Below are 18,010 nucleotides of genomic sequence, written 5' to 3'. Positions count from 1 at the left end.
CTCGGGTCAGTCGAGGATGTGTGCGGTGGCGCGGGTGTAGCGGGTGCGGATCTCGGGGATCGCCTCGGCCTCGTAGGTCTCCGTCTCCTCCGAGCGCCGATCCGGGGTCGTCACCAGGGTGGCTGCCTGGTAGGCGGCGCCGTCGGCGACGTACTCGCCGGGTGGGGGCACCGTGATGGGGACGCCGAAGATCGTCGGGGCGATGCGGCGGACCGCCTCCGAGCGGGCCGCGCCGCCGATCAGCAGCACCCGCTCGGGCCGCAGGTCGAGCGCGTCGAGCGCGTCGGCGAGGCCGCACAGCATGCCCTCGACGGCCGCCCGCGCCAGGTGGGCCGGGGTCGAGGTCGCCAAGGTGAGCCCGTGCAGAGAGCCCGACGCGGTCGGACGGTTGGGCGTGCGCTCCCCCTCCAGGTACGGCACCAGCGTCAGCCCGTCGGCCCCGGCGGGCGCGCGCAGCGCCAGGTCGCTCAGCTCGTCGAGCCCGACCCCCGCCATCCGGGCGGCGGCGTCGAGGACGCGGGCCGCGTTGAGCGTGCACACCAGCGGCAGGAACCGTCCGGTGGCGTCGGCGAACCCCGCGACGGCGCCGGTGGCGTCGGCGCTCGGCGCGCCCGCCACCGCGAACACCGTGCCGGACGTGCCCAGCGAAACGACGACGTCGCCCGGCCGCGCCCCCACCCCGAGCGCGGCGGCCATGTTGTCGCCCGTACCGGGCGCGATGAGCACCGCGCCGGGACCGCCGGCCACGGCCGTACCGGCCTCCTCGGCCGGACCGAGCACCCGGGGCAGCAGCGGAACGGCCCCGAAGGCGGCCTTGAGCAGGTCGGTACGGTAGGCGCCGGTCGCGGGCGACCAGTAGCCGGTGCCTGAGGCGTCGCCCCGGTCGGTGACGAGCTGGTCGAGGGGCGGACGGGGCGCGTCCTGCCACGCCTCGACCCCGAACGGAACCCCGGACGCCAGCGCGCCCATGAGCCGCCAGGTGAGCCAGTCGTGCGGCAGGCACACGGCGGCCGTGCGCCGCGCGTTGTCGGGCTCGTGCTCGGCCAGCCAGCGCAGCTTGGTCACGGTGAACGAGGCGACCGGGACGGATCCGACCGCGTCGGCCCACGCCTGCGGGCCGCCCAGCTCGGCGACCAGCTGTTCGGCGGCGGCCGCGGAACGGGTGTCGTTCCACAGCAGCGCCTCGCGGACGACCTCGCCGGACTCGTCGAGGCACACCATGCCGTGCTGCTGGCCGGCGACGCTCACGGCGGCGACGTCGTCGAGGCCGCCGGCCTCGTCGAGGGCCCGCAGCAGCGCGGTCCACCAATGGGACGGGTGCACTTCGGTGCCGTCGGGGTGCGAGGCGCGGCCCTGACGCACCAGCGCGCCGGTCTCTGCTTCCCGGATGACGACCTTGCAACTCTGCGTGGAGGAATCGACCCCAGCGACCAGCGTCACCGACGTACTCCTAACAAGTGGTCCAGCGCGTGCGTGGGCGGAATGTCAGAAATGCTAACCGGAAGCGCGCGCTGTTCCGAGAGCCGGTGCCACATCGGATCGGCCCCGGCCCTCGTCGGCGATCAGACCGTCACAGGCCCGAGGGGTCGCGCCCCACGCTGATCTCCTCGGCGATCTTGCGGAGCTCCGTCACCTCGAGGCCCGGGGCCTTGGGCAGCTGGCGCAACAACGCCTCCATCACCACGGGCACGGGCTGACCGGCGAACCTGCCCGCGATGCCGTGAACCGCCCGGAACAGCGCCTCTTCGGTGTCGTGCATCGGCCTCTCCTTGGTCGGGTACCGGCAGAACGGTACGGCCTGCGGCCGACAGTTCGCCCCCTCCCCGCTCCCGCGTGTTCCGGACGCCGGGCAAAACCTCCCGGGTAGTTGAACGCTCATATAGTTGACGGTGGGGATTCCGTCGAAAGGGGCAAACATGCCTGTCCAGCGACTCAACCACGCGGTGCTGTACGTCCGTGACGTGGAGCAGAGCGTCGCGTTCTACCGGGAGGCTCTCGGCTTCGAGGTCGTCATGAGCATGCCGGGCGCCGCCTTCCTCCAGGCCGCGGGCTCGGCGAACGACCACGACCTCGGCCTGTTCCAGGTCGGCGCGGACGCGACCCGCTCGGAGGCGGGCCGCACCTCCGTCGGCCTCTACCACCTGGCGTGGGAGGTCGACACCCTGGAGGAGCTGGAGCGCGTCGCCGCCAAGCTGACCGAGCTCGGCGCACTGGTCGGCGCGTCCGACCACAGCACCACCAAGGCGCTCTACGCGCACGACCCCGACGGGCTGGAGTTCGAGGTGTCGTGGCTGGTGCCGGCCGCGCTGCTCACGGACGAGGTGATCGCCGGCCGTACGCGTATCCGCCCGCTCGATCTGGAGGCCGACAAGCAGCGGTACGGCGCCACCACCCGAGGTGGCGTTGGGGTGTCCGTCCCGGCCTGACGTACCGTGGAAAGGTAATCGACCCCTCCATCATCCACGGAGAACGGTCATGCCAAGCGATCCTGACCACGTGCTCGACGCCATCGACGGTGTCGTGGACGAGTGGGAGACACTGAGCGCGGACGCCATGCGCTGGGCGCCTCCCGAACACAAGAGTCCCAACCTGCTGACCGAGGTCAGTGAGATCTTCGGTCCGCTGGTCAACGCGTTCTCGCAGGTGTTGCGCCCCGTGGGCGACGCGGTCGAACGCGTGCTGGAGTCGTTCGACCGCGACGACGACCGGCCCGTCTAGCCTGTGGTGCGCCGGCGCCTGACGCGGCGCGGGTAGGCCTTCCCCGTCTCCACCGGTCGGGCGGCGTGCTCGTCCTGCCTGCGCCAGGCCCGCGCCGGGCGCAGCCACTACATTGGCCCCCATGATCGGTCTGGGGACGCTGATGCGCCACGTCCACGAGTTGATGGACGACGCGATCGCCGACGTCTACGTGCGGCACGGCCTGCCCGAATACCGGCCGCGCTTCTCCCCCGTCGTCCGCACCCTCGTGGCGGACGGCCCGATGTCGATCCGCGACCTCGCGCGGGCCATCGGCGTGACGCATTCGGCGGCGAGCCAGACCGTGGTCCAGATGCGGCGCAGCGGGTTCGTCAGTTTGGAGCCGGGCGCCGACGCCCGCCATCGCATCGTCCACCTCACCGACAAGGCCCGCGCGGCACTGCCCCTGATCGAGGCCGAGTGGGAGGCCACCAGGCGGGCCATGAACGAGCTGGACGACGAGCTGCCCGTGCCGCTGCAGCAGATGCTGGAACGGACGCTGGAAGCGCTGGAACGCCGTCCTTTTCACGAGCGCCTGGGCGACGTCACGTTCTAGACTCGCTGGTATGACCTGGCGACATTGATCCATCACCCGAGGCCCGCGCGGGACGCGCGCACCTCCGAGACGACGCGCACTCGGAGCCCACCGTCCCGTCCCCCGCTGGAAGGCCTCATGCTTGTCGCGTCGCTCTACGCCTACGCCTTCGTGGGCGAATTCATGCTGATCTACCCGGTGTACACGCTGCTGTTCCACGACACCGGGCTCTCGGTCGCCGAGACCTCCTCCCTGTTCGTGATCTGGGCCGTGACCGGCATGGTGCTGGAGGTCCCCTCCGGCGCGTGGGCCGACACGGTCTCCCGCCGGTTGCTGCTCGTCCTCGGCCCGCTGCTGGCCGGCCTCGGCTTCGCGCTCTGGGTCGCTTTCCCGTCCTACTGGGCCTTCGCCCTGGGGTTCGTACTGTGGGGCGCCGAGGGCGCGCTCGTCTCAGGCTCGTACGAGGCGCTCGCCTACGAGGAGCTGGAACGGCGCGGCCAGGCCCACCGGTACGCGGGCGTCATGGGCCGGGCCACCTCACTCGGCCTCGTCGCCGACGCGGCCGCCATCGGGCTCGCCGCTCCCGTCCTCGCGGCCGGCGGCTACCCGGCCGTGGGCGTCGCCACCGTCGTCGCGAGCGTGGCGTGCGCCTGCGTCGCGCTGACGCTGCCCGAGCACAGGACGCCCGCCGCCGCGGGCGAAGGGCGTTACCTGACGATCCTCAGGGAGGGCGTCGCGCTGGCCCGTGCGGACCGCGGCGTGCTGAACGCGGTGCTGCTCGTGGCGTTCGTGACGGCGATCTGGGGAGCGCTGGAGGAGTACATCCCTTACCTCGCCCTGGAGACGGGGGTGGCGAAGACCGCCGTCCCGCTGGTGGTGCTGCTGGTCTGGCTCGGCGTCACCGCGGGCGGCCTGCTCGGGGACGCCGCCCAGCGCCTGCCGGCGCGCGCGTACGGGCTGATGCTCGGGCTCGCGGCGGCGGCCATGGTCGCGGGAGCGCTCGCCGGGCATCCGGCGGGGTTCGTGCTGATCGCCCTCGCGTTCGGGGCCTTCCAGCTCGCCGGGGTACTGGCCGACGTGCGGCTCCAGGAGCGGATCACCGGTCCGGCGCGGGCGACCGTGACCTCGCTCGGCGGCATCGGCGCCAACGTGGTGACGCTCGGCGTGTACGCGACCTACGGGGCGGCCTCGCCGTACGCCACCCATGGGGTGCTGTTCGCGCTGCTCACGCTGCCGTACCTGCTGATCGCCGTGCTCGTGGCGCGGCGGCGGCCGTACACTGCTCGACCATGACCTCCGCGCACGAGGAGCTGCACCGGCTGGTTGACCGGTTGTCGCCCGAACAGGCCCGCCGCCTGCTGCGGCGGGCCGAGACGGAGTTGCTCGCCGCCGCGCACGACGACGAGCCTCCGGTACGGCGGCGCCTGGCGCTCGCCGGGATCGGCGCGTCCGGCGACGGCCATCTTTCCGAACGGGTCGAAGATCTGCTCGCCGAGCGGTTCAATCGACCAGTGTGACCGCTGTTCTTCTTGATACAGGGCCGTTGGTCGCGGTGGTCGACCGCGACGACCAGCATCACGTCACCTGCGTACGGCTGCTGAGGACGCTGGAGGGGCCGCTGCTCCTGCCGTCCACGGTGCTGATCGAGGCCGGCTGGATCATCAGCCGGCACCTGGGGGCGGCGGTCCACGCCGAGTTCCTCGACCAGGTGACCGACGAGTTCGAGCTGGTGAACCTGATCCCTCAGGACGTGCACCGCATGGCCGAACTCGCCCACCTGCACAAGGGGCTCGACCCCGCCGACGTGTCCGTCGCCGCGATCGCCGAGCGGCTGGCGGTCACCCACATCGCGACGCTCGACCACCGCGACTTCGCGCAGCTCCGCCCGCGTCACGTGCCGGCGTTCACCCTCCTGCCGGACGTGGTCGCCCCGATGTCGTGAGCCTCAGCCGTCGGCGGGCCGGCGCATGATCACGATCCGGCCGAAGTCGGTGACGGCCAGCCGGTCGAGCTCGAACCCGACCGCCTCCGCCTCCTCGATGAGCTGCTCGGCGGTCGACGCGAACCGGGCGCCGAGGTTCTCGTACACCAGCTTGCGGACGGCGAAGGCCGGACGCTCGGCGTCGTCCGCCGGCTCACGGTCCATCTCCTGGATGATCAGGATCGCGCCGGGCTTGAGCGCCCGCCGGATCATGGCGAGCGTCTCGGGCCTGGCCGACTCGGCGAAGAACGGCTGCGCCCACAGGGCCGCGTCGAAGGCGTCCCGCTCGTCGAACTTGCGGGCGTCCATGCAGCGGACGTCGACGCGGTCGGCCACCCCGAGCGCCTCGGCCCGCGCCCGCGCCTCGGCCGCCACGGCGGGCACGATCTCGAGCTCCACCGAGCGCACCTTCGGGTACATGGTCGCCGTGGTCAGCGCCCCCGCGGCGATCCCGCAGCCCACGTCGAGCAGGAGTCCCTCGCGGATGGTGTCGGCGAACTCCGGGATCTGGTCGTAGAGCCGCTCGTAGACCGCCCGGGAGACCGGCGTGGGACGTCCGCCGGCGGCCCTGGCGATGGCGAGCGCGTCGGCGTCGCCGAGCGTCACCCCGTCGGCGTCCTCGACGGCGGCGCGGACCAGCCGGGTCATCGTCGCCGCCTCGCCGAGCCGGTCGCCGAGGTACAGCCACGCGTCGTCGGCGACCAGCGCCTCGAAGGCCGGGCTCAGGGCGATCCGTCCGACATGCCGCTCGACGACGCCGTGGGCCTCCAGCGCGGCCACGACTCCTTCCGTACGGTCGGTCGGCAGGCCGGAGAAGGTCGCGAGCTCGTCGAGTTCGCGCGGCTCGGCGAGGAAGCTCAGCCAGCCTCGCTCGTACGCGACGGCGAGCAGGGAGAGCGCCTGAGCGCCTGCCGCCCAGGCCCTCAGCTGCCCCAGGCCCTGCTGAGCCACCATGAAACGCTCGATCGGAGAAGAACTCTCATTCACCACAGATCCCCCAAAAAGACATAAACCACACAGGCGACCTTACTCACAGGACAGACCGGGTTGCCCGCGCCTCTGTGACAACCGCGTTAAATCCTCATCCTCGGGCGGGGCTGCTCCCGGGTACCGCGACGTGGCGGCGGCGGCTCGGCAGCATCATGGTCGGCTGGGTGACGCCCCAGAAGCCGCCCGCGCAGACGAGCTCCTTGATCCGGGCGGCGGTCCTGCCGGTGACGACGCTCGAGGTGACCTGGTCGTCCGGGGTGACCCGCTGGATGATGCCGTCACGACGGCCGAGGCTGATGCACTGGAAGGTGTAGCCGATCGTGGTCTCGCGCACCTCGCGGCCGGTCAGGCGCGCGGCGATCGCGTCGGCCGCCATCCACGCCATCGGGCCGGCCGACGCGCACGACATCCGCAGCTGCCCGCCGCCCGCTCCTTCGGCGAGCGCGGCGTCGCCGACGGCGTACACGTCGGGGTGCGAGACCGAGCGCATGCTGCCGTCGACGACGATCCGGCCGCTCTCCGACACCTCCAGGGTGGTGGCGGCGGCGATCGGGTGGACGGTGAAACCGGCGGTCCACACGGTCACCTGGGCCTCGATCTCCGTTCCTGCGCCGGTGACGACGCCGTCCGCCTCGACGCGCGCGATGTCGGCGTGGTCGTGGACCGTGACGCCGAGCCGGTCGAGGGCGCCGCGCAGGTGCCGCTGGGCCTTGTCGCTGAGCCAGCCGCCGACGCGGCCGCCGGCGGCGAGGGCGACCTTGAGGTCCGGACGGGCCTCGGCGATCTCGGTGGCGGCCTCGATGCCGGTCAGGCCGCCGCCCACGACCAGCACGGTGCCACCGGCGTCCAGCTCGCCGAGCCGCGCCCTGAGCCGGAGGGCGGACTGCTTCCCCGCCACGTCGTAGGCGTACTCCGCGACACCGGGGACGCCCTGGTCGGCGGCGGTGCTCCCGAGGGCGTACACGAGGGTGTCGTACCCGAGCGTCTCGTCGCCGAGGTCGACGGTGTTGCGCTCGACGTCGACGGCGGCGACCCGCGCGGTCCTGAGCTCGACACCGGTGCCCGCGAACAGGTCGCGCAGCGGACGCGGCCGCAGGTCCTGCCCGCTCGCGAGCTGGTGCAGGCGCACCCGTTCGACGAACTCCGTGCCGGCGTTCACCAGCGTGATCGAGACGTCGTCGCGGTGCAGGCGCTTGGCGAGACGACCGGCGGCGATGGCTCCGGCGTACCCGGCCCCCAGGACCACGATGCGGTGTTTCATGGCGTGCCTCCCGTCAGGTTGCTGTCACCTCATGAACCGGGTAGGCAGACGATCCCTGACAGGTGCCTTGTGTGATGTGCATCACCATGTGGTGGGGATCGGGCGATGAGGCCCGGCGGCCGTCCACTGGCGCGTGATGCGCTCCAGCTTGTCGGGGTTGACCTGCACGTGGACCGCGGCGAGGCCGTCGGCCGTCGCGTCGAGGCAGAGCACGCCGACGACCTGCTCACCGACCGCCACCAGCACGGCGGGACCACCGTTGACGACGGCGGCGTGGAAGACCGGATCGCCGCCCACGATGGCCCGCTTGGCGTCGCTCGGCCGGAACATGCCGCGCAGGTACATGGCGATGTCCAGCGCTCCGAGGATCGGCGTGCGGCGGGCGACGACCTTCCCGCCGCCGTCGGCCACGCTGACGGCGTCGTCCGCGAGCAGCCTGATCAGCGGCTGGGTGTCGCCGCTGAGGGCCGCGGCGAGGAACTCCTCCACGATCTTCCGCGCGGCGGCCGCGTCGACCTCCGTACGGCGTCGTTCGGCGGCGAGATGCTGCTTGGCGCGCCGGTGGATCTGCTGGCAGTTCGACTCGGTGAGGTCGAGGATCTCCGCGATCTCGCGGTGGGCGTACCCGAACGCCTCGCGCAGCACGTACACGACGCGCTCGTTGGGCGACAGCCGCTCCATCAGGGTGAGCATCGCCATCGACACCGACTCGCGCTGCTCGAAGGTGTCGGCGGGGCCGAGCATGCGGTCGCCGTCCAGCACCGGCTCGGGCAGCCACTGCCCGACGTACGTCTCCCGCCTGGCCCGCGCCGAGGTGAGCCGGTTGAGGCAGAGGTTGGTGAGCACCTTCGTCAGCCACGCCTCTGGCGTCTCGATCCGTTCGCGGTCGGCCGCGTGCCAGCGCAGGTACGCGTCCTGCACCGCGTCCTCCGCGTCCCCTGCCGACCCCAGCAGCCGGTAGGCGATCGCCTCCAGACGCCCCCTGCAACTCTCGAACACATCAGCCTCGCGGAGCGACATCGCCCCATGGTCGGCTATACACCGTTATTTCGTCCACTCGGGGTGTATCTACGTACACCCTCGTAGCGGCAGCCAACCGGCTGGTGGCGGTTTGTTCTGGTCCGTAGCGTGATCTTCATGACGTCCTCCATGAACGCCACGCCGGGCGTGTACCGGATCGTCCCCGAAGCCACGAAGATCCGGTTCACCACCCGGCACATGTTCGGCCTGTTTCCCGTCGCCGGGTCGTTCGCGCTCGACCACGGCGAGGTGCGGATCGCCGAGCCCGCCACCGACTCCACGATCGACGCGGTCGTCCGCGCGGACAGTTTCGCCACCGGCATCGCGGTGCGCGACCACAAGGTCAAGTCGGACGTGTACCTCGACGCGGCCGCCCATCCGAAGATCGTCTACCGCGGGGAGCGGGTCGAGCTGTCGGCCGACGCGGCGCGCGTGCACGGCACGCTGACGGTCCGTGGCGTGACCCGTCCGACCGTCCTGACGCTGACCTCCCTCACCGTCGAGGACGGCGTGCTGCGGGCGCGGGCCGAGACCACCGTCGACCGGTACGCGTTCGGGCTGACCAGGGAGAAGGGCATGACGGGCCGCCACTTCGGTATCTTCCTCACGGTCACCGCCGAGGCCTGACCGTCGTCTACTACCGGCGTCGCAGCCCGCTCGGCCCGGTGCGGTAGCTCCAAGAGACTCCGCCCGCACGACGACCCCCGCCGTCATCCGGACGAGCATGACCGGCATGAGGAAACGTCGAGTCATCAAGATCATCAGCATGGTGCTCGCCGTAGCGGTCGGCATCCCGCTCGTGGCGCTCGCCGGCCTGCTCGTCTGGGACGGCGGCATCGACACCGGGCCACGCCGTGAGCTCCTCCCCGGCGTCCAGATCGACCTGCGGACCGCGCAGACCGCGCGCGGCCCCATCGAGTACGACATGTACGGCACGACGGGCCCGGTCGTACTGTCCGTCCATCCCGGGCTGGGCGGAGCCGACCAGGGACGCCTGTTCGCGAGCTGGCTGCAGCAGGACGGCTTCCGCCTCCTGAGCCCTTCACGTCCCGGCTTCCTCGGCACACCCCTGACCAGCGGCCGGACCAACGAGGAACAGGCCGACCTCCTCGCCGCCCTGCTGGACGAGCTCGGCATCGACCGGGTCGGCGTCCTCGCCGTCTCGGCCGGCAGCCCGGTGGCCTACACCTTCGCGGCCCGCCATCCGGACCGCGTCTGGGCACTGGTCTCCATCGGCGGGGTGAGCAAGCAACTGCCCCCCGGCGAGCCGAGCTCGTCCCTGCGCCGCACGTTCCTGAACACCGTCGTGCAGAAGCTCACCCGGCTGACGAAGATGCTCTCGTTCGAGACCATCGTCTCGTCCACCTTGGACGAGACCAGCACCTTCGACGAGGAACAGCGGTCCGCCCGGCTCTCGTCCATCATGAACACACCCCGAGTACGGACGTTCTTCGAGGCGATGTTCGAAACCACGTTCCCGTACGAGCAGCGCTGGCCGGGCACCGACAACGACACCGCCCAGGCGCGGCGCGGCGCCCCACCACTGGACCAGATCAAGGCCCCGACGCTGGTGATCCACGGCAGGCAGGACGGCGACGTACCGTTCGAGGACGGCCAGAACGCGGCCGCCCGAATCCCCGGCGCCCGCCACCATTGGATGGACAACGAGGACCACCTGGGCTTCTGGCTCAGCCCCAACGCCGCCCAACCCCAAACGGTGGCCCGAACCTTCCTGCAGCAACACACGCCGGGCAGCGCCGCGTACCCGGAGCGCCGCTCCTACTGACCAGGGCATCGCCTCCGGGGTCGCCTGCACCGCCCAGCAGGTCGGTGGCGCCATGGGCCTGGCCCTGCTCGTCACCGTCGCCAAAGCGGGCCATCCGTCCTCCCCGGGCGCCGTCACGGACGGACTCCGGTCGGCCACCGGCATCCCCGTCTCAGGTATCGCTCTCACCGCCCTCGCGGCTTCCCGCCCCCGCGGACCTCACTAAGAGCTCGGAGGAAGGATCTCGCAGAGGGCGGCGAGGGCGGCGGCATAGGCGTGGTCGGACGGAGTCGCGTACCCGACGACGAGGCCCTCAAGGTGGACGGGGCTGTCGGGGTGACGGAAGCCGGCCAAGCCGTCGAGGGACACGCCACGCCAGGCGGCGGCCTTCAAGGTGGCGGCCTCGGTGCCGGCCGGCAGGCGCAGGACGGCGTGCAGGCCCGCGGCGATGCCTGCCACCTCGATGTGCGGAGCCTGGTCGGCGAGGGCCCGCACCAGACGGTTGCGGCGTTCGCGGTAACGCTGGCGCATCCGGCGGATGTGCCGGTCATAGGCGCCGGAGACGATCAGGTCGGCGAACGTGAGCTGGTCGACGACGCTGGTCCAGCGTTCCCGCCGGCCCTTCACCGCCAGAACGGGATCGACCAGGCGTTCGGGGAGCACCATCCAGCCGAGCCGGAGGGCGGGCGAGATGCTCTTGCTCGTCGAGCCGACGTACACGACGTGCTCGGGATCGAGCGCCTGGACCGCGCCCACCGGTTCCCTGTCGTACCTGAACTCGCCGTCGTAGTCGTCCTCGATCACGACGCCGCCGCGCTCGCGCGCCCAGTCGACGGCGGCGTTGCGACGTGCCGGGGTGAGCGGACCACCGATGGGGAACTGGTGTGCGGGGGTGAGCAGCACCGAGCGGACGCCACGTTGACCGGCCAGATCCTCGGTTCTGGTGCCGCGGTCGTCCAGGCCGAGCGGCACCGTACGGACCCCGTCGGCGGCCAGCAGGGCACGGTGGAACGCCAGCCCATAAGCTTCGACGGCCGGCGTGCCGCGCAGCACGCCACCACCGAACAGCAGGCGTAGCGCGTCGGCGAAACCAGCGCAGATCACGATGCGTTCCTGGACGGCCCGCACCCCGCGGACACGGGCCAGATAGTCGACGAGCGCGGTGCGCAGCTCGATCCGTCCCTGGGGATCACCCGGCCCGAACGCGTCGTTCGGCGCGGCCGCGAGAGCCCGGCGGGTCGAGGCAGACCAGGCGTTCCGTGGGAACGACGACGCGTCCGGCTGCCCCTGCGACAGGTTGTGCACCGGGGCGGAGGCCACGGCCCGCGGCTTCTTCGGCACCCGCGCCGTCCTGGCGGGAGCCGCGCGTTCGGCGACCCGGGTTCCCGAGCCCTGCCGCGCGGTCAGCCAGCCCTCGGCGACCAGTTCGGCGTAGGTGGCGGCGACCGTGTTCCTGGCGATCCCGAGGTCGGCCGCGAGTGACCGGTAAGAGGGCAGCCGTACCCCCGGGGCGAGCCGCCCGTCCTGGATCGCCTCCCGCAGCGCCCGCCCGAGAGCCCCTCGCCGCGATCCGGACCCGTCCAGCTCGAGATGCAGGTCAGAACTGATGCGCTGCGCGGAATTGGCCCAAGATTCCGACAGCGGAATGCACCTCCTGAGCGGTCTATGGGCTCCATAGATTAGTGCGCATGACGATCACCACCGCACCCCGGCTCAACTTCGCCGCCGGCGCCCCGAAGGCGTTCAGATCCCTGATCGGCTTCGACGCCGCCGCCCGCGACGGCCTGGACCCCGCCCTGGTCGAGCTGATCCAGATCCGCTCCTCCCAGCTCAACGGCTGCGCCTACTGCCTGCACATGCACGTCAGCGACGCCCGCAAGGCGGGTGAGGACGATCTTCGCCTCCACATGATCGCCGTCTGGCGCGAGGCAAAGCACTTCTTCTCCCCCAGGGAACAGGCCGCGCTGTCACTGACCGAAGCGGTCACCCTGATCGCCGACGCGGGCGTCCCCGACGAGGTCTACGCCGAAGCCGCCGCCCAGTTCGACGAGGCCGAGCTGGCCCACGTACTCGCCGTCATCTTCGCCATCAACACCTGGAACCGCGTCGCCATCGCCACCGCCAAGCTCGCGGGAACGGACGAGCGCCGATGATCGACGCCTCCGTCCGCATCCGCATCGCGCGCCCCTCCCGCGACCTGGCCGCCGCCGAGACCTTCTACGTCCAAGGGCTGGGCCTGAAGGTTCTGTGGCGCACCACCGAACACGTCCCCGGCGAGCACGACCTCCTCATGGTCGGGCCCGCGGACGGCGCCTGGCACCTCGAACTCACCCACGACCCCGACGCCCCGTTGGAGCCCACCCCCACCGTCGAGGACCTCCTCGTCCTCTACCTGGCCGGCCCCGTCGACCAGACCCTGCTCGACCGGCTCCTGTCCGCGGGAGGCACCCGCGTTCCCGCCCACAACCCCTACTGGGACGTCCACGGCGTCACCGTCACCGACCCTGACGGCTACCGCCTCGTCCTCTGCACCCGCTCCTGGAACCCGAAATAATCGCCCTTCCGTGTTACAGAAGCGGTACGGCATAGTGGTTTCGACGTTTTCTGCGAGGCTGCGCGTTGAACTGCATGAAACCGTGGCTGAATGGCGAGAGGAGCCCTCCGAGTGTCCCGCCGTATATGGCTTCGCCCCCCAGGGATCGCACTCATCGCCTTTGGCATTGTCGTTCTGGTCGGAGGATATCTGTACGCCTCCGGCACGGCACTTCGCCAAGCCACGGACACCGTCGTCTCGGCTGAGATGCAGGACCAGAACGGCATGCCCGACGACGCCGAACCCGGAGACTGCCTGAACAGCGAGCACAAAATTGTCGCCTGTACAGACGAGAATGCGATCCGAAAAATCACGCACGTCTCTACCTACATCAACATGGCCGCCTACAACGCCAGAATGGAGCAGAGCGACATCTGCGCCGAAGGCGAGACGACCACCGCCTACTCAGGAACGAAGACCAATGGCCGGACGACCGTTTACTGCCTGGCCTGGACCGATACCGCGACAGCAGAGCAACTCGCCAAAGACGAATCCGAAGCCGCCGCGATCAGTTCCTCGGGAAACGACTTCTACCGAACCGCGCAAGTGAACGACTGCGCCGGCGGCGACGCCACGGGCTACCAGGTGGTCCCGTGTGCCGACGCGACCGCCGCCTGGAAGGTCACCAAGAGGACCGTCGCCACCCGTGCGGAGCTGGATTCGCCGGACAACGCACTGTGCGCCCAGAACGAGTCCACGGTCAGCCAATGGACCAGCGAAGACCCGGATGAGCAGGCCGACGTGCTGTGTCTGTCCCGTACCCGATGACCGATCCCGCCGGCATGACATGACGGTCAGGTGGAGAACCGCAGGCACGACACGCACACGCCGTCCGCCTGCCATGTGACAGCCCGATCCGAGCGGGTCGCGCGGGCGACCCACTCGCCGGTCGCGCGGCGCCTCAACTACGAGTTTCGAGGTCGCCGTGCGCCTCGGCCGAGAGGTCCTGCCAGTCGGACCAGGTCTTGAGCCGGTCGGCGTACGCCCGCTCGATCAGCGGGTGGAAGCCCTTGCCGAACAGCAGCCGCAGCGGCGGGTTGTCGGTGTCCACGAGCTTGAGCAGGGCCTGCGCCGCGGCGGCCGGGTCGCCCGCGGGCATCTTCCCCGCCATCCCCCCGAGCCGCTGACGCAGACCGTCGTACGCGGGGTCGAGGTCGGCCAGGTGGCCGTTGGCGAGCGGGTCGGGGTTGTTGCCGTCCCGGGTGGCGAAGCCGCCGGGCTCGATGATCGTCACCTTGACACCGAAAAAGATCGGGAGCACGCTCCCCTCTTCGGCGACGCGAGGGTCGCCCGGGTGCTGTCCGTCGCCATCCCGCCGTTCGCCCGGATCGGCGCGGTGCTGGAGCCGCACGAGGTGAACGGCCAGCCAGGCGCGATCATCCGCGACCGCGACGGCCGCATCGTCATCGTCTGGACACTCGACATCCTGGACGGACGCATCCACACCATCCGCTCCCTCGTCAACCCCGACAAACTCACCCACCTCGGCCCGATCGCCGACGCCCACGCCGTCATCCAGGAGAAGAACCAGTCCCGCCACGACCAGCAGAACCCCTGAACCGCAACTCCAACTCGTCCATCGCAAGATCCCAGAAAGACCGGTACCGCGTGGCGCCGGGTTTCCACGGCGCGAGATACCAGGCCTCCCACTCGCCTTCAGCCGTACGGACGTGCGGATTGAGCAGAGCCACCCCGTCGTCCCAGTACCCGGCCAGAAGGGTGTCGGGCACGTACTCCCTTCGGTAATGGATGGAGTCCTGCTCCTGCCCGTAGACGAAGTAGAGCTCGTCAGGCACACTCCACGCGTCCTCGGGCTTGGGCCCTGACCAGATCTCCGCGATCATGGGATCGACATCACGCAGCCACCCGACCTCGTGGACGCGCAGCAGACAGCAATCATCATCACTGCCCCACCCGTCGGCGAACAGCAGAAACTGCCGATAACTGTGCGGCAGCTCCAGACCCAGCCTCTCCTCAAGCCGGCAGACCTCCGCTTCAGCGGCCGGAGGATGCAGATCGCCCAGCGGACTGACCGCCGAGCGTTCGAGCCCCTCAGCCACTGCAGGAAGGCGTTCAGACCACGCGTACTGCGCACTCATCGCGACGAACCTCTTTCCGTGTGACTCGCAAGGTACGACGGGTCGGCTTGTTCGCCCAGGTGCCGGCGACCTCGGCGTCGTCGGAAACGCCGAACCCCCACCGTCATGGCGGGGGCTCGGAAGCCTACTGCGGCTCTGGGTCGCTGCGGACTGTGGCGAGGCAGCCGGTTTCGGCGGGCGCATCAGAGCCGTTCGGACGCCAGGTTCCCATCATCAGGCCGATGGTGCCGGGTTCGTCGGGAAGATCACCCGTGACCAGCACCCGCCGCAACTCGATCCTTACGTCAGTCAGATCGTCCTGCGTTACGCGACGCCCTCGGGCCTGAGCCTCACCCACACCCCTTTTACCGCTCGGTTCCGAAACCCCTTCGGCGTGGATCAGACGCAGCACTTCGCCGGCCCAGATCGGGTCCTTCTCCCCGTCGTAGATCCACCGGGTTCCCAGCACGCTGTGCTCGGCCGTTGCGATGAGCGCCTGCTCCGTACCGCCGTTGATGGGAGCGCCACGGTACGTCATAGGGACCTGATACAGCGCCGAGCCGTCGCTCACGAGATGCGTCTCGACACCGACCTCGCCGGCAGGATCCTCGAACCGGAAGTACCCCACCGGAGCCAGGGAAGGAACGCTCTCCCCCAGGTACCACGGCTGCCGCGCCACCCATTCGGGCAGGAAATCCCGGAAGTGCGGCGTCAGAGTCGCCCCCGGATGAATCTTGGCCATGCTCAGCAGCCTAGATCAGACCGCGCACATGACCGCATGCCACTGGAAAGCGTGGGAATCGACCCGGCAGCGGCTGTCAGAGGGGACTTCGCGAAGCGGCGGTAAGCGGCCCGTCCTCCCGCTCGACGCCGACGCGGCGCTCGACCTGTAGCTCACGGCCGGCCCGCGGCCTGCTCCTCCGGGGTGCTGAGCCCGGCCATGATGCGGTCGAGCGTGGCCAGGTCTTCTGGGTCGAGGGCCAGCAGGGAGCGCGGCGGGCGGGCCAGGATGCGCTGGGCCTGCTCGGCGACCGCCGTGCCCGGCGGGGTCAGCGCGACGATCTTGATGCGACGGTCGTCCGGGGAGACGCTGCGGGTGACGTAGCCGCGCTGCTCCAGGTCGTCCACCATCAGCGTGGTGTACGGCTTGTCGGTGGACAGCTCGGCCGTCAGCTCCCGCATGGTCATCGGCCCGACCAGCAGCCGGCGCAGCGCCTTGACGCGGAAGAAGCTCATGCCGAGCGTGTCGGCCACCTCCTTGCGGCGGTTCTCCTGCCGCAGGACCAGGTCGGACATGGCGGCCCAGACCCGGGCCACCGTCTCCTGCTGCTCGTTGGTGTCGCTCATGTTCCCTCCTGCGCGTGGGCCAGCCGTTCGGCGGTGCGCGCGGCGCTGCGGCGGGCCCAGCCGGTGGTGGTCAGGATAGCGAGCAGGACGATCGCCAGGCCGCATCCTGTGATGATCCACCAGCCGACGTGGCTGGCGGCGGGGAAGCCGGTGGCGAACGGCCCGGCCACCGCCGAGGTGACCAGCGCGCCGATGACCGCGACGCCGAGCGTCTGCCCGATCTGCCGGCTGGTCGAGGTCACCGCCGCCGCCACCCCGGCCTGCGCGCGCGGCATGCCCGACACGGCGGTGTTGGTGATCGGCGCGTTCAGCATGCCGAAGCCGAGCCCGAACAGCATGTACGCGGCCACCAACCGCCAGATCGACGTGTCCGCCGCCAGGCCGGTCATGATCAGGCCGCTGGCCCCGATCGAGAAGCCGGCCACCAGCAGCGGCACCCGGGTCCCGGCGCCCGCCACGATCCGGCCGGCCAGCGGCGAGCAGAGCACGGTCAGCACGGCCATGGGCAACGTGTAGAGGCCGGCGTGCAGAGCGGACAGGCCCAGCACGTCCTGCAAATAGAGGGTGTTGACGAACAGGAAGCCGCCGAGCGCGGCGAACCCGCACACGGCGGCCACGGTGGCGCCCGCGAACGGCACGCTGCGGAAGAAGCGCAGCTCGATCAGCGGCTCATCGGTACGCAGCTCGTAGCGAACAAGACCGGCCAGCGCGAGCGCCGCCACCGCGAAGCAGGCCAGCGTGCGCGGCGAGCCCCAGCCGGCCCCCGGCGCCTCGATCAGCCCGAACGTCAGGGTCGCCAGCAGCACGATGACGAGCACCTGACCGACCGGGTCCACCCGGCGCGGGCGCGGCGCGCGCGACTCGGGCACGAACCGCGCGCACAGGACGAACGCGGCCACACCCACCGGGATGTTGATCCAGAAGATCGACTGCCAGCCGACCGTGCCGACCAGCGCGCCGCCCACCAGCGGGCCCAGCGCCATGCTGACGCCGCTCACGCCGCCCCACACGCCGATCGCCCTGGCCCGCTCGCGCGGCTCGGTGAAGGTGTTCGTGATGATCGACATGGCGACCGGGTTGAGCATCGACCCGCCCACCGCCTGCAGCGCCCGCGCCGCGATCAGCCAGCCCAGGCTGGGGGCCAGCGAGCACATGAGCGAGCCCAGCGTGAACAGCATCAGCCCTGTTTGGAACGTCCGGCGCCGCCCGATCCTGTCACCGGTCGAGCCGGAAAGCATGAGCAGACTGGCCAGCACCACCGTGTAGGCGTCGATGATCCACTGCAGGCCGGAGACGGAGGCGTTCAGGTCGCGCCGGATGGCGGGCAGCGCGATGTTCACGATCGTGTTGTCCAGGCCGACGATGAACAGGCTCATGCAGCAGATGGCCAGGATGAGCATCCGCCGCCGCGGGCTGAGCCCGGCCGGCGCCACCGCGGCGGAGGCGGACCGATCAGTTATAGGCATACAACGATTATATTCGCTTAACTAAAGAGTCGTCCACGCCGCTGGGTGCTGCTGGACTCCAGCAGCGGAGTGCCCCCTGCTGACGGGCAGCACCGTCCAGATGTCCGACCGCAAGGACGGTCGAGGGGCGGAGGTGTCAGGAACGTACGAAGGCCCGCCGGCGGAGCGGCGGGCCTTGGCGTCTCAGCTGTGCGCGTTCGCCCAGCTCACTGTCCAGCGGGCGCGGACGAGCTGGCGA

At 70.7% G+C, this 18,010-nt stretch carries 23 protein-coding genes; 12 read left to right on the top strand and 11 right to left on the bottom strand.

Translation table 11 applies throughout. The annotated features are described in order from the left end of the window. Nucleotides 1–6: 6 nt before the first annotated feature. On the bottom strand, nt 7–1,440 hold the full coding sequence (locus tag BLR04_RS35645) for a xylulokinase (protein ID WP_090773587.1): 1,434 nt from the start codon (nt 1,438–1,440) through the stop codon (nt 7–9). 130 nt (nt 1,441–1,570) lie between these two features. Further along, nucleotides 1,571–1,759: a hypothetical protein gene (locus BLR04_RS35640; protein ID WP_090773586.1), complete on the bottom strand. Its 189-nt coding sequence runs from the start codon at nt 1,757–1,759 to the stop codon at nt 1,571–1,573. Nucleotides 1,760–1,916: 157 nt separating this feature from the next. Here BLR04_RS35640 and BLR04_RS35635 point away from each other — a divergent pair, with 157 nt between their 5' ends. From BLR04_RS35635 to BLR04_RS35610, 6 genes are all read left to right on the top strand, one after another. After that, nucleotides 1,917–2,426, top strand: a complete 510-nt coding sequence (locus tag BLR04_RS35635; protein WP_090773585.1) for a VOC family protein — start codon at nt 1,917–1,919, stop codon at nt 2,424–2,426. A 49-nt stretch (nt 2,427–2,475) separates the two neighbouring features. Then, entirely contained in the window at nt 2,476–2,718 is a 243-nt protein-coding gene (locus BLR04_RS35630; protein WP_143022357.1) for a hypothetical protein, read from the top strand. A 121-nt stretch (nt 2,719–2,839) separates the two neighbouring features. Then, nucleotides 2,840–3,292 (top strand): MarR family winged helix-turn-helix transcriptional regulator, encoded by a 453-nt coding sequence (locus tag BLR04_RS35625; protein WP_090773583.1) that lies wholly within the window; start codon nt 2,840–2,842, stop codon nt 3,290–3,292. A 117-nt stretch (nt 3,293–3,409) separates the two neighbouring features. Further along, nucleotides 3,410–4,564, top strand: coding sequence for an MFS transporter (locus tag BLR04_RS35620; protein ID WP_090773582.1), 1,155 nt, complete (start codon nt 3,410–3,412; stop codon nt 4,562–4,564). Continuing rightward, nucleotides 4,561–4,788, top strand: coding sequence for a hypothetical protein (locus BLR04_RS35615; RefSeq protein WP_090773581.1), 228 nt, complete (start codon nt 4,561–4,563; stop codon nt 4,786–4,788). Before BLR04_RS35620 ends, BLR04_RS35615 begins: the two co-directional genes overlap by 4 nt. Continuing rightward, nucleotides 4,785–5,213 carry a type II toxin-antitoxin system VapC family toxin gene (locus BLR04_RS35610; RefSeq protein ID WP_090773580.1) on the top strand — a complete coding sequence of 143 codons (429 nt, stop codon included), beginning with the start codon at nt 4,785–4,787 and terminating at the stop codon, nt 5,211–5,213. The genes BLR04_RS35615 and BLR04_RS35610 overlap by 4 nt, the downstream gene beginning before the upstream one ends. A 3-nt stretch (nt 5,214–5,216) precedes the next feature. On the opposite strand, the gene BLR04_RS35605 is transcribed toward BLR04_RS35610, so the two are convergent. From BLR04_RS35605 to BLR04_RS35595, 3 genes are all read right to left on the bottom strand, one after another. Beyond that, a complete protein-coding gene (locus tag BLR04_RS35605) occupies nt 5,217–6,206 on the bottom strand; it encodes an SAM-dependent methyltransferase (RefSeq protein ID WP_090773579.1) in 990 nt (329 codons plus the stop codon). Between the two features lie 127 nt (nt 6,207–6,333). Then, nucleotides 6,334–7,503, bottom strand: coding sequence for an NAD(P)/FAD-dependent oxidoreductase (locus tag BLR04_RS35600; protein ID WP_090773578.1), 1,170 nt, complete (start codon nt 7,501–7,503; stop codon nt 6,334–6,336). 81 nt (nt 7,504–7,584) lie between these two features. Continuing rightward, entirely contained in the window at nt 7,585–8,523 is a 939-nt protein-coding gene (locus tag BLR04_RS35595) for an RNA polymerase sigma-70 factor (protein WP_090773577.1), read from the bottom strand. A 117-nt stretch (nt 8,524–8,640) separates the two neighbouring features. On the opposite strand from BLR04_RS35595, the gene BLR04_RS35590 reads away from it, so the two are divergent. Together BLR04_RS35590 and BLR04_RS35585 are read left to right on the top strand one after the other, a co-directional pair. Further along, nucleotides 8,641–9,150 (top strand): YceI family protein, encoded by a 510-nt coding sequence (locus BLR04_RS35590; RefSeq protein ID WP_090773576.1) that lies wholly within the window; start codon nt 8,641–8,643, stop codon nt 9,148–9,150. A 106-nt stretch (nt 9,151–9,256) separates the two neighbouring features. Further along, nucleotides 9,257–10,309: an alpha/beta fold hydrolase gene (locus BLR04_RS35585; RefSeq protein WP_176903445.1), complete on the top strand. Its 1,053-nt coding sequence runs from the start codon at nt 9,257–9,259 to the stop codon at nt 10,307–10,309. 201 nt (nt 10,310–10,510) lie between these two features. Here BLR04_RS35585 and pdxR read toward each other — a convergent pair whose 3' ends face one another. Next, on the bottom strand, nt 10,511–11,830 hold the full coding sequence (gene pdxR / locus BLR04_RS35580; RefSeq protein WP_281191812.1) for a MocR-like pyridoxine biosynthesis transcription factor PdxR: 1,320 nt from the start codon (nt 11,828–11,830) through the stop codon (nt 10,511–10,513). Nucleotides 11,831–11,976: 146 nt separating this feature from the next. Between pdxR and BLR04_RS35575 the strand changes: the two genes are divergently transcribed. From BLR04_RS35575 to BLR04_RS35565, 3 genes are all read left to right on the top strand, one after another. Beyond that, the gene (locus BLR04_RS35575; protein WP_090773573.1) at nt 11,977–12,441 is read left to right on the top strand and encodes a carboxymuconolactone decarboxylase family protein; all 465 of its coding nucleotides are present in this window, start codon (nt 11,977–11,979) and stop codon (nt 12,439–12,441) included. Then, nucleotides 12,438–12,842 carry a VOC family protein gene (locus BLR04_RS35570; RefSeq protein WP_090773572.1) on the top strand — a complete coding sequence of 135 codons (405 nt, stop codon included), beginning with the start codon at nt 12,438–12,440 and terminating at the stop codon, nt 12,840–12,842. The genes BLR04_RS35575 and BLR04_RS35570 overlap by 4 nt, the downstream gene beginning before the upstream one ends. A 111-nt stretch (nt 12,843–12,953) precedes the next feature. Beyond that, nucleotides 12,954–13,649, top strand: coding sequence for an LppU/SCO3897 family protein (locus tag BLR04_RS35565; RefSeq protein ID WP_090773571.1), 696 nt, complete (start codon nt 12,954–12,956; stop codon nt 13,647–13,649). Between the two features lie 133 nt (nt 13,650–13,782). Here the strand turns inward: BLR04_RS35565 and BLR04_RS35560 are convergent, their stop codons facing one another. Beyond that, nucleotides 13,783–14,142, bottom strand: coding sequence for an SDR family oxidoreductase (locus BLR04_RS35560; RefSeq protein ID WP_218129297.1), 360 nt, complete (start codon nt 14,140–14,142; stop codon nt 13,783–13,785). Nucleotides 14,143–14,175: 33 nt separating this feature from the next. On the opposite strand from BLR04_RS35560, the gene BLR04_RS35555 reads away from it, so the two are divergent. After that, entirely contained in the window at nt 14,176–14,439 is a 264-nt protein-coding gene (locus BLR04_RS35555; RefSeq protein WP_090773570.1) for a hypothetical protein, read from the top strand. On the opposite strand, the gene BLR04_RS35550 is transcribed toward BLR04_RS35555, so the two are convergent. The 4 genes from BLR04_RS35550 to BLR04_RS35535 all read right to left on the bottom strand — a co-directional run bounded on the left by BLR04_RS35550 (nt 14,393) and on the right by BLR04_RS35535 (nt 17,772). Then, the gene (locus tag BLR04_RS35550) at nt 14,393–14,980 is read right to left on the bottom strand and encodes an SMI1/KNR4 family protein (RefSeq protein WP_143022356.1); all 588 of its coding nucleotides are present in this window, start codon (nt 14,978–14,980) and stop codon (nt 14,393–14,395) included. The genes BLR04_RS35555 and BLR04_RS35550 overlap by 47 nt on opposite strands. Before the next feature lie 124 nt (nt 14,981–15,104). Further along, nucleotides 15,105–15,701, bottom strand: coding sequence for a maltokinase N-terminal cap-like domain-containing protein (locus BLR04_RS35545; protein WP_090773568.1), 597 nt, complete (start codon nt 15,699–15,701; stop codon nt 15,105–15,107). Between the two features lie 152 nt (nt 15,702–15,853). Then, the gene (locus BLR04_RS35540; RefSeq protein ID WP_090773567.1) at nt 15,854–16,306 is read right to left on the bottom strand and encodes a MarR family winged helix-turn-helix transcriptional regulator; all 453 of its coding nucleotides are present in this window, start codon (nt 16,304–16,306) and stop codon (nt 15,854–15,856) included. After that, nucleotides 16,303–17,772: an MFS transporter gene (locus tag BLR04_RS35535; protein ID WP_245740895.1), complete on the bottom strand. Its 1,470-nt coding sequence runs from the start codon at nt 17,770–17,772 to the stop codon at nt 16,303–16,305. The genes BLR04_RS35540 and BLR04_RS35535 overlap by 4 nt, the downstream gene beginning before the upstream one ends. Between the last annotated feature and the right edge of the window lie 238 nt (nt 17,773–18,010).

The sequence above is a fragment of the Nonomuraea maritima genome, from assembly GCF_900100395.1.
GTDB lineage: Bacteria > Actinomycetota > Actinomycetes > Streptosporangiales > Streptosporangiaceae > Nonomuraea > Nonomuraea maritima.
The sequence above is the reverse complement of the archived record's forward strand: the minus strand, read 5'-3'. Positions and strand labels throughout refer to the sequence as shown.

What these genes read in the sequence shown, in the direction of transcription:
- BLR04_RS35590 (WP_090773576.1), top strand. Translation starts at nt 8,641, where the DNA reads ATGACGTCCTCCATGAACGCCACGCCGGGCGTGTACCGGATCGTCCCC.
- BLR04_RS35600 (WP_090773578.1), bottom strand. Translation starts at nt 7,503, where the DNA reads ATGAAACACCGCATCGTGGTCCTGGGGGCCGGGTACGCCGGAGCCATC.
- BLR04_RS35540 (WP_090773567.1), bottom strand. Translation starts at nt 16,306, where the DNA reads ATGAGCGACACCAACGAGCAGCAGGAGACGGTGGCCCGGGTCTGGGCC.
- BLR04_RS35625 (WP_090773583.1), top strand. Translation starts at nt 2,840, where the DNA reads ATGATCGGTCTGGGGACGCTGATGCGCCACGTCCACGAGTTGATGGAC.
- BLR04_RS35575 (WP_090773573.1), top strand. Translation starts at nt 11,977, where the DNA reads ATGACGATCACCACCGCACCCCGGCTCAACTTCGCCGCCGGCGCCCCG.
- BLR04_RS35605 (WP_090773579.1), bottom strand. Translation starts at nt 6,206, where the DNA reads ATGGTGGCTCAGCAGGGCCTGGGGCAGCTGAGGGCCTGGGCGGCAGGC.
- BLR04_RS35595 (WP_090773577.1), bottom strand. Translation starts at nt 8,523, where the DNA reads ATGTCGCTCCGCGAGGCTGATGTGTTCGAGAGTTGCAGGGGGCGTCTG.
- BLR04_RS35630 (WP_143022357.1), top strand. Translation starts at nt 2,476, where the DNA reads ATGCCAAGCGATCCTGACCACGTGCTCGACGCCATCGACGGTGTCGTG.
- BLR04_RS35585 (WP_176903445.1), top strand. Translation starts at nt 9,257, where the DNA reads ATGAGGAAACGTCGAGTCATCAAGATCATCAGCATGGTGCTCGCCGTA.
- BLR04_RS35535 (WP_245740895.1), bottom strand. Translation starts at nt 17,772, where the DNA reads ATGCCTATAACTGATCGGTCCGCCTCCGCCGCGGTGGCGCCGGCCGGG.
- BLR04_RS35615 (WP_090773581.1), top strand. Translation starts at nt 4,561, where the DNA reads ATGACCTCCGCGCACGAGGAGCTGCACCGGCTGGTTGACCGGTTGTCG.
- BLR04_RS35635 (WP_090773585.1), top strand. Translation starts at nt 1,917, where the DNA reads ATGCCTGTCCAGCGACTCAACCACGCGGTGCTGTACGTCCGTGACGTG.
- BLR04_RS35545 (WP_090773568.1), bottom strand. Translation starts at nt 15,701, where the DNA reads ATGGCCAAGATTCATCCGGGGGCGACTCTGACGCCGCACTTCCGGGAT.
- BLR04_RS35640 (WP_090773586.1), bottom strand. Translation starts at nt 1,759, where the DNA reads ATGCACGACACCGAAGAGGCGCTGTTCCGGGCGGTTCACGGCATCGCG.
- BLR04_RS35570 (WP_090773572.1), top strand. Translation starts at nt 12,438, where the DNA reads ATGATCGACGCCTCCGTCCGCATCCGCATCGCGCGCCCCTCCCGCGAC.
- BLR04_RS35620 (WP_090773582.1), top strand. Translation starts at nt 3,410, where the DNA reads ATGCTTGTCGCGTCGCTCTACGCCTACGCCTTCGTGGGCGAATTCATG.
- BLR04_RS35550 (WP_143022356.1), bottom strand. Translation starts at nt 14,980, where the DNA reads ATGAGTGCGCAGTACGCGTGGTCTGAACGCCTTCCTGCAGTGGCTGAG.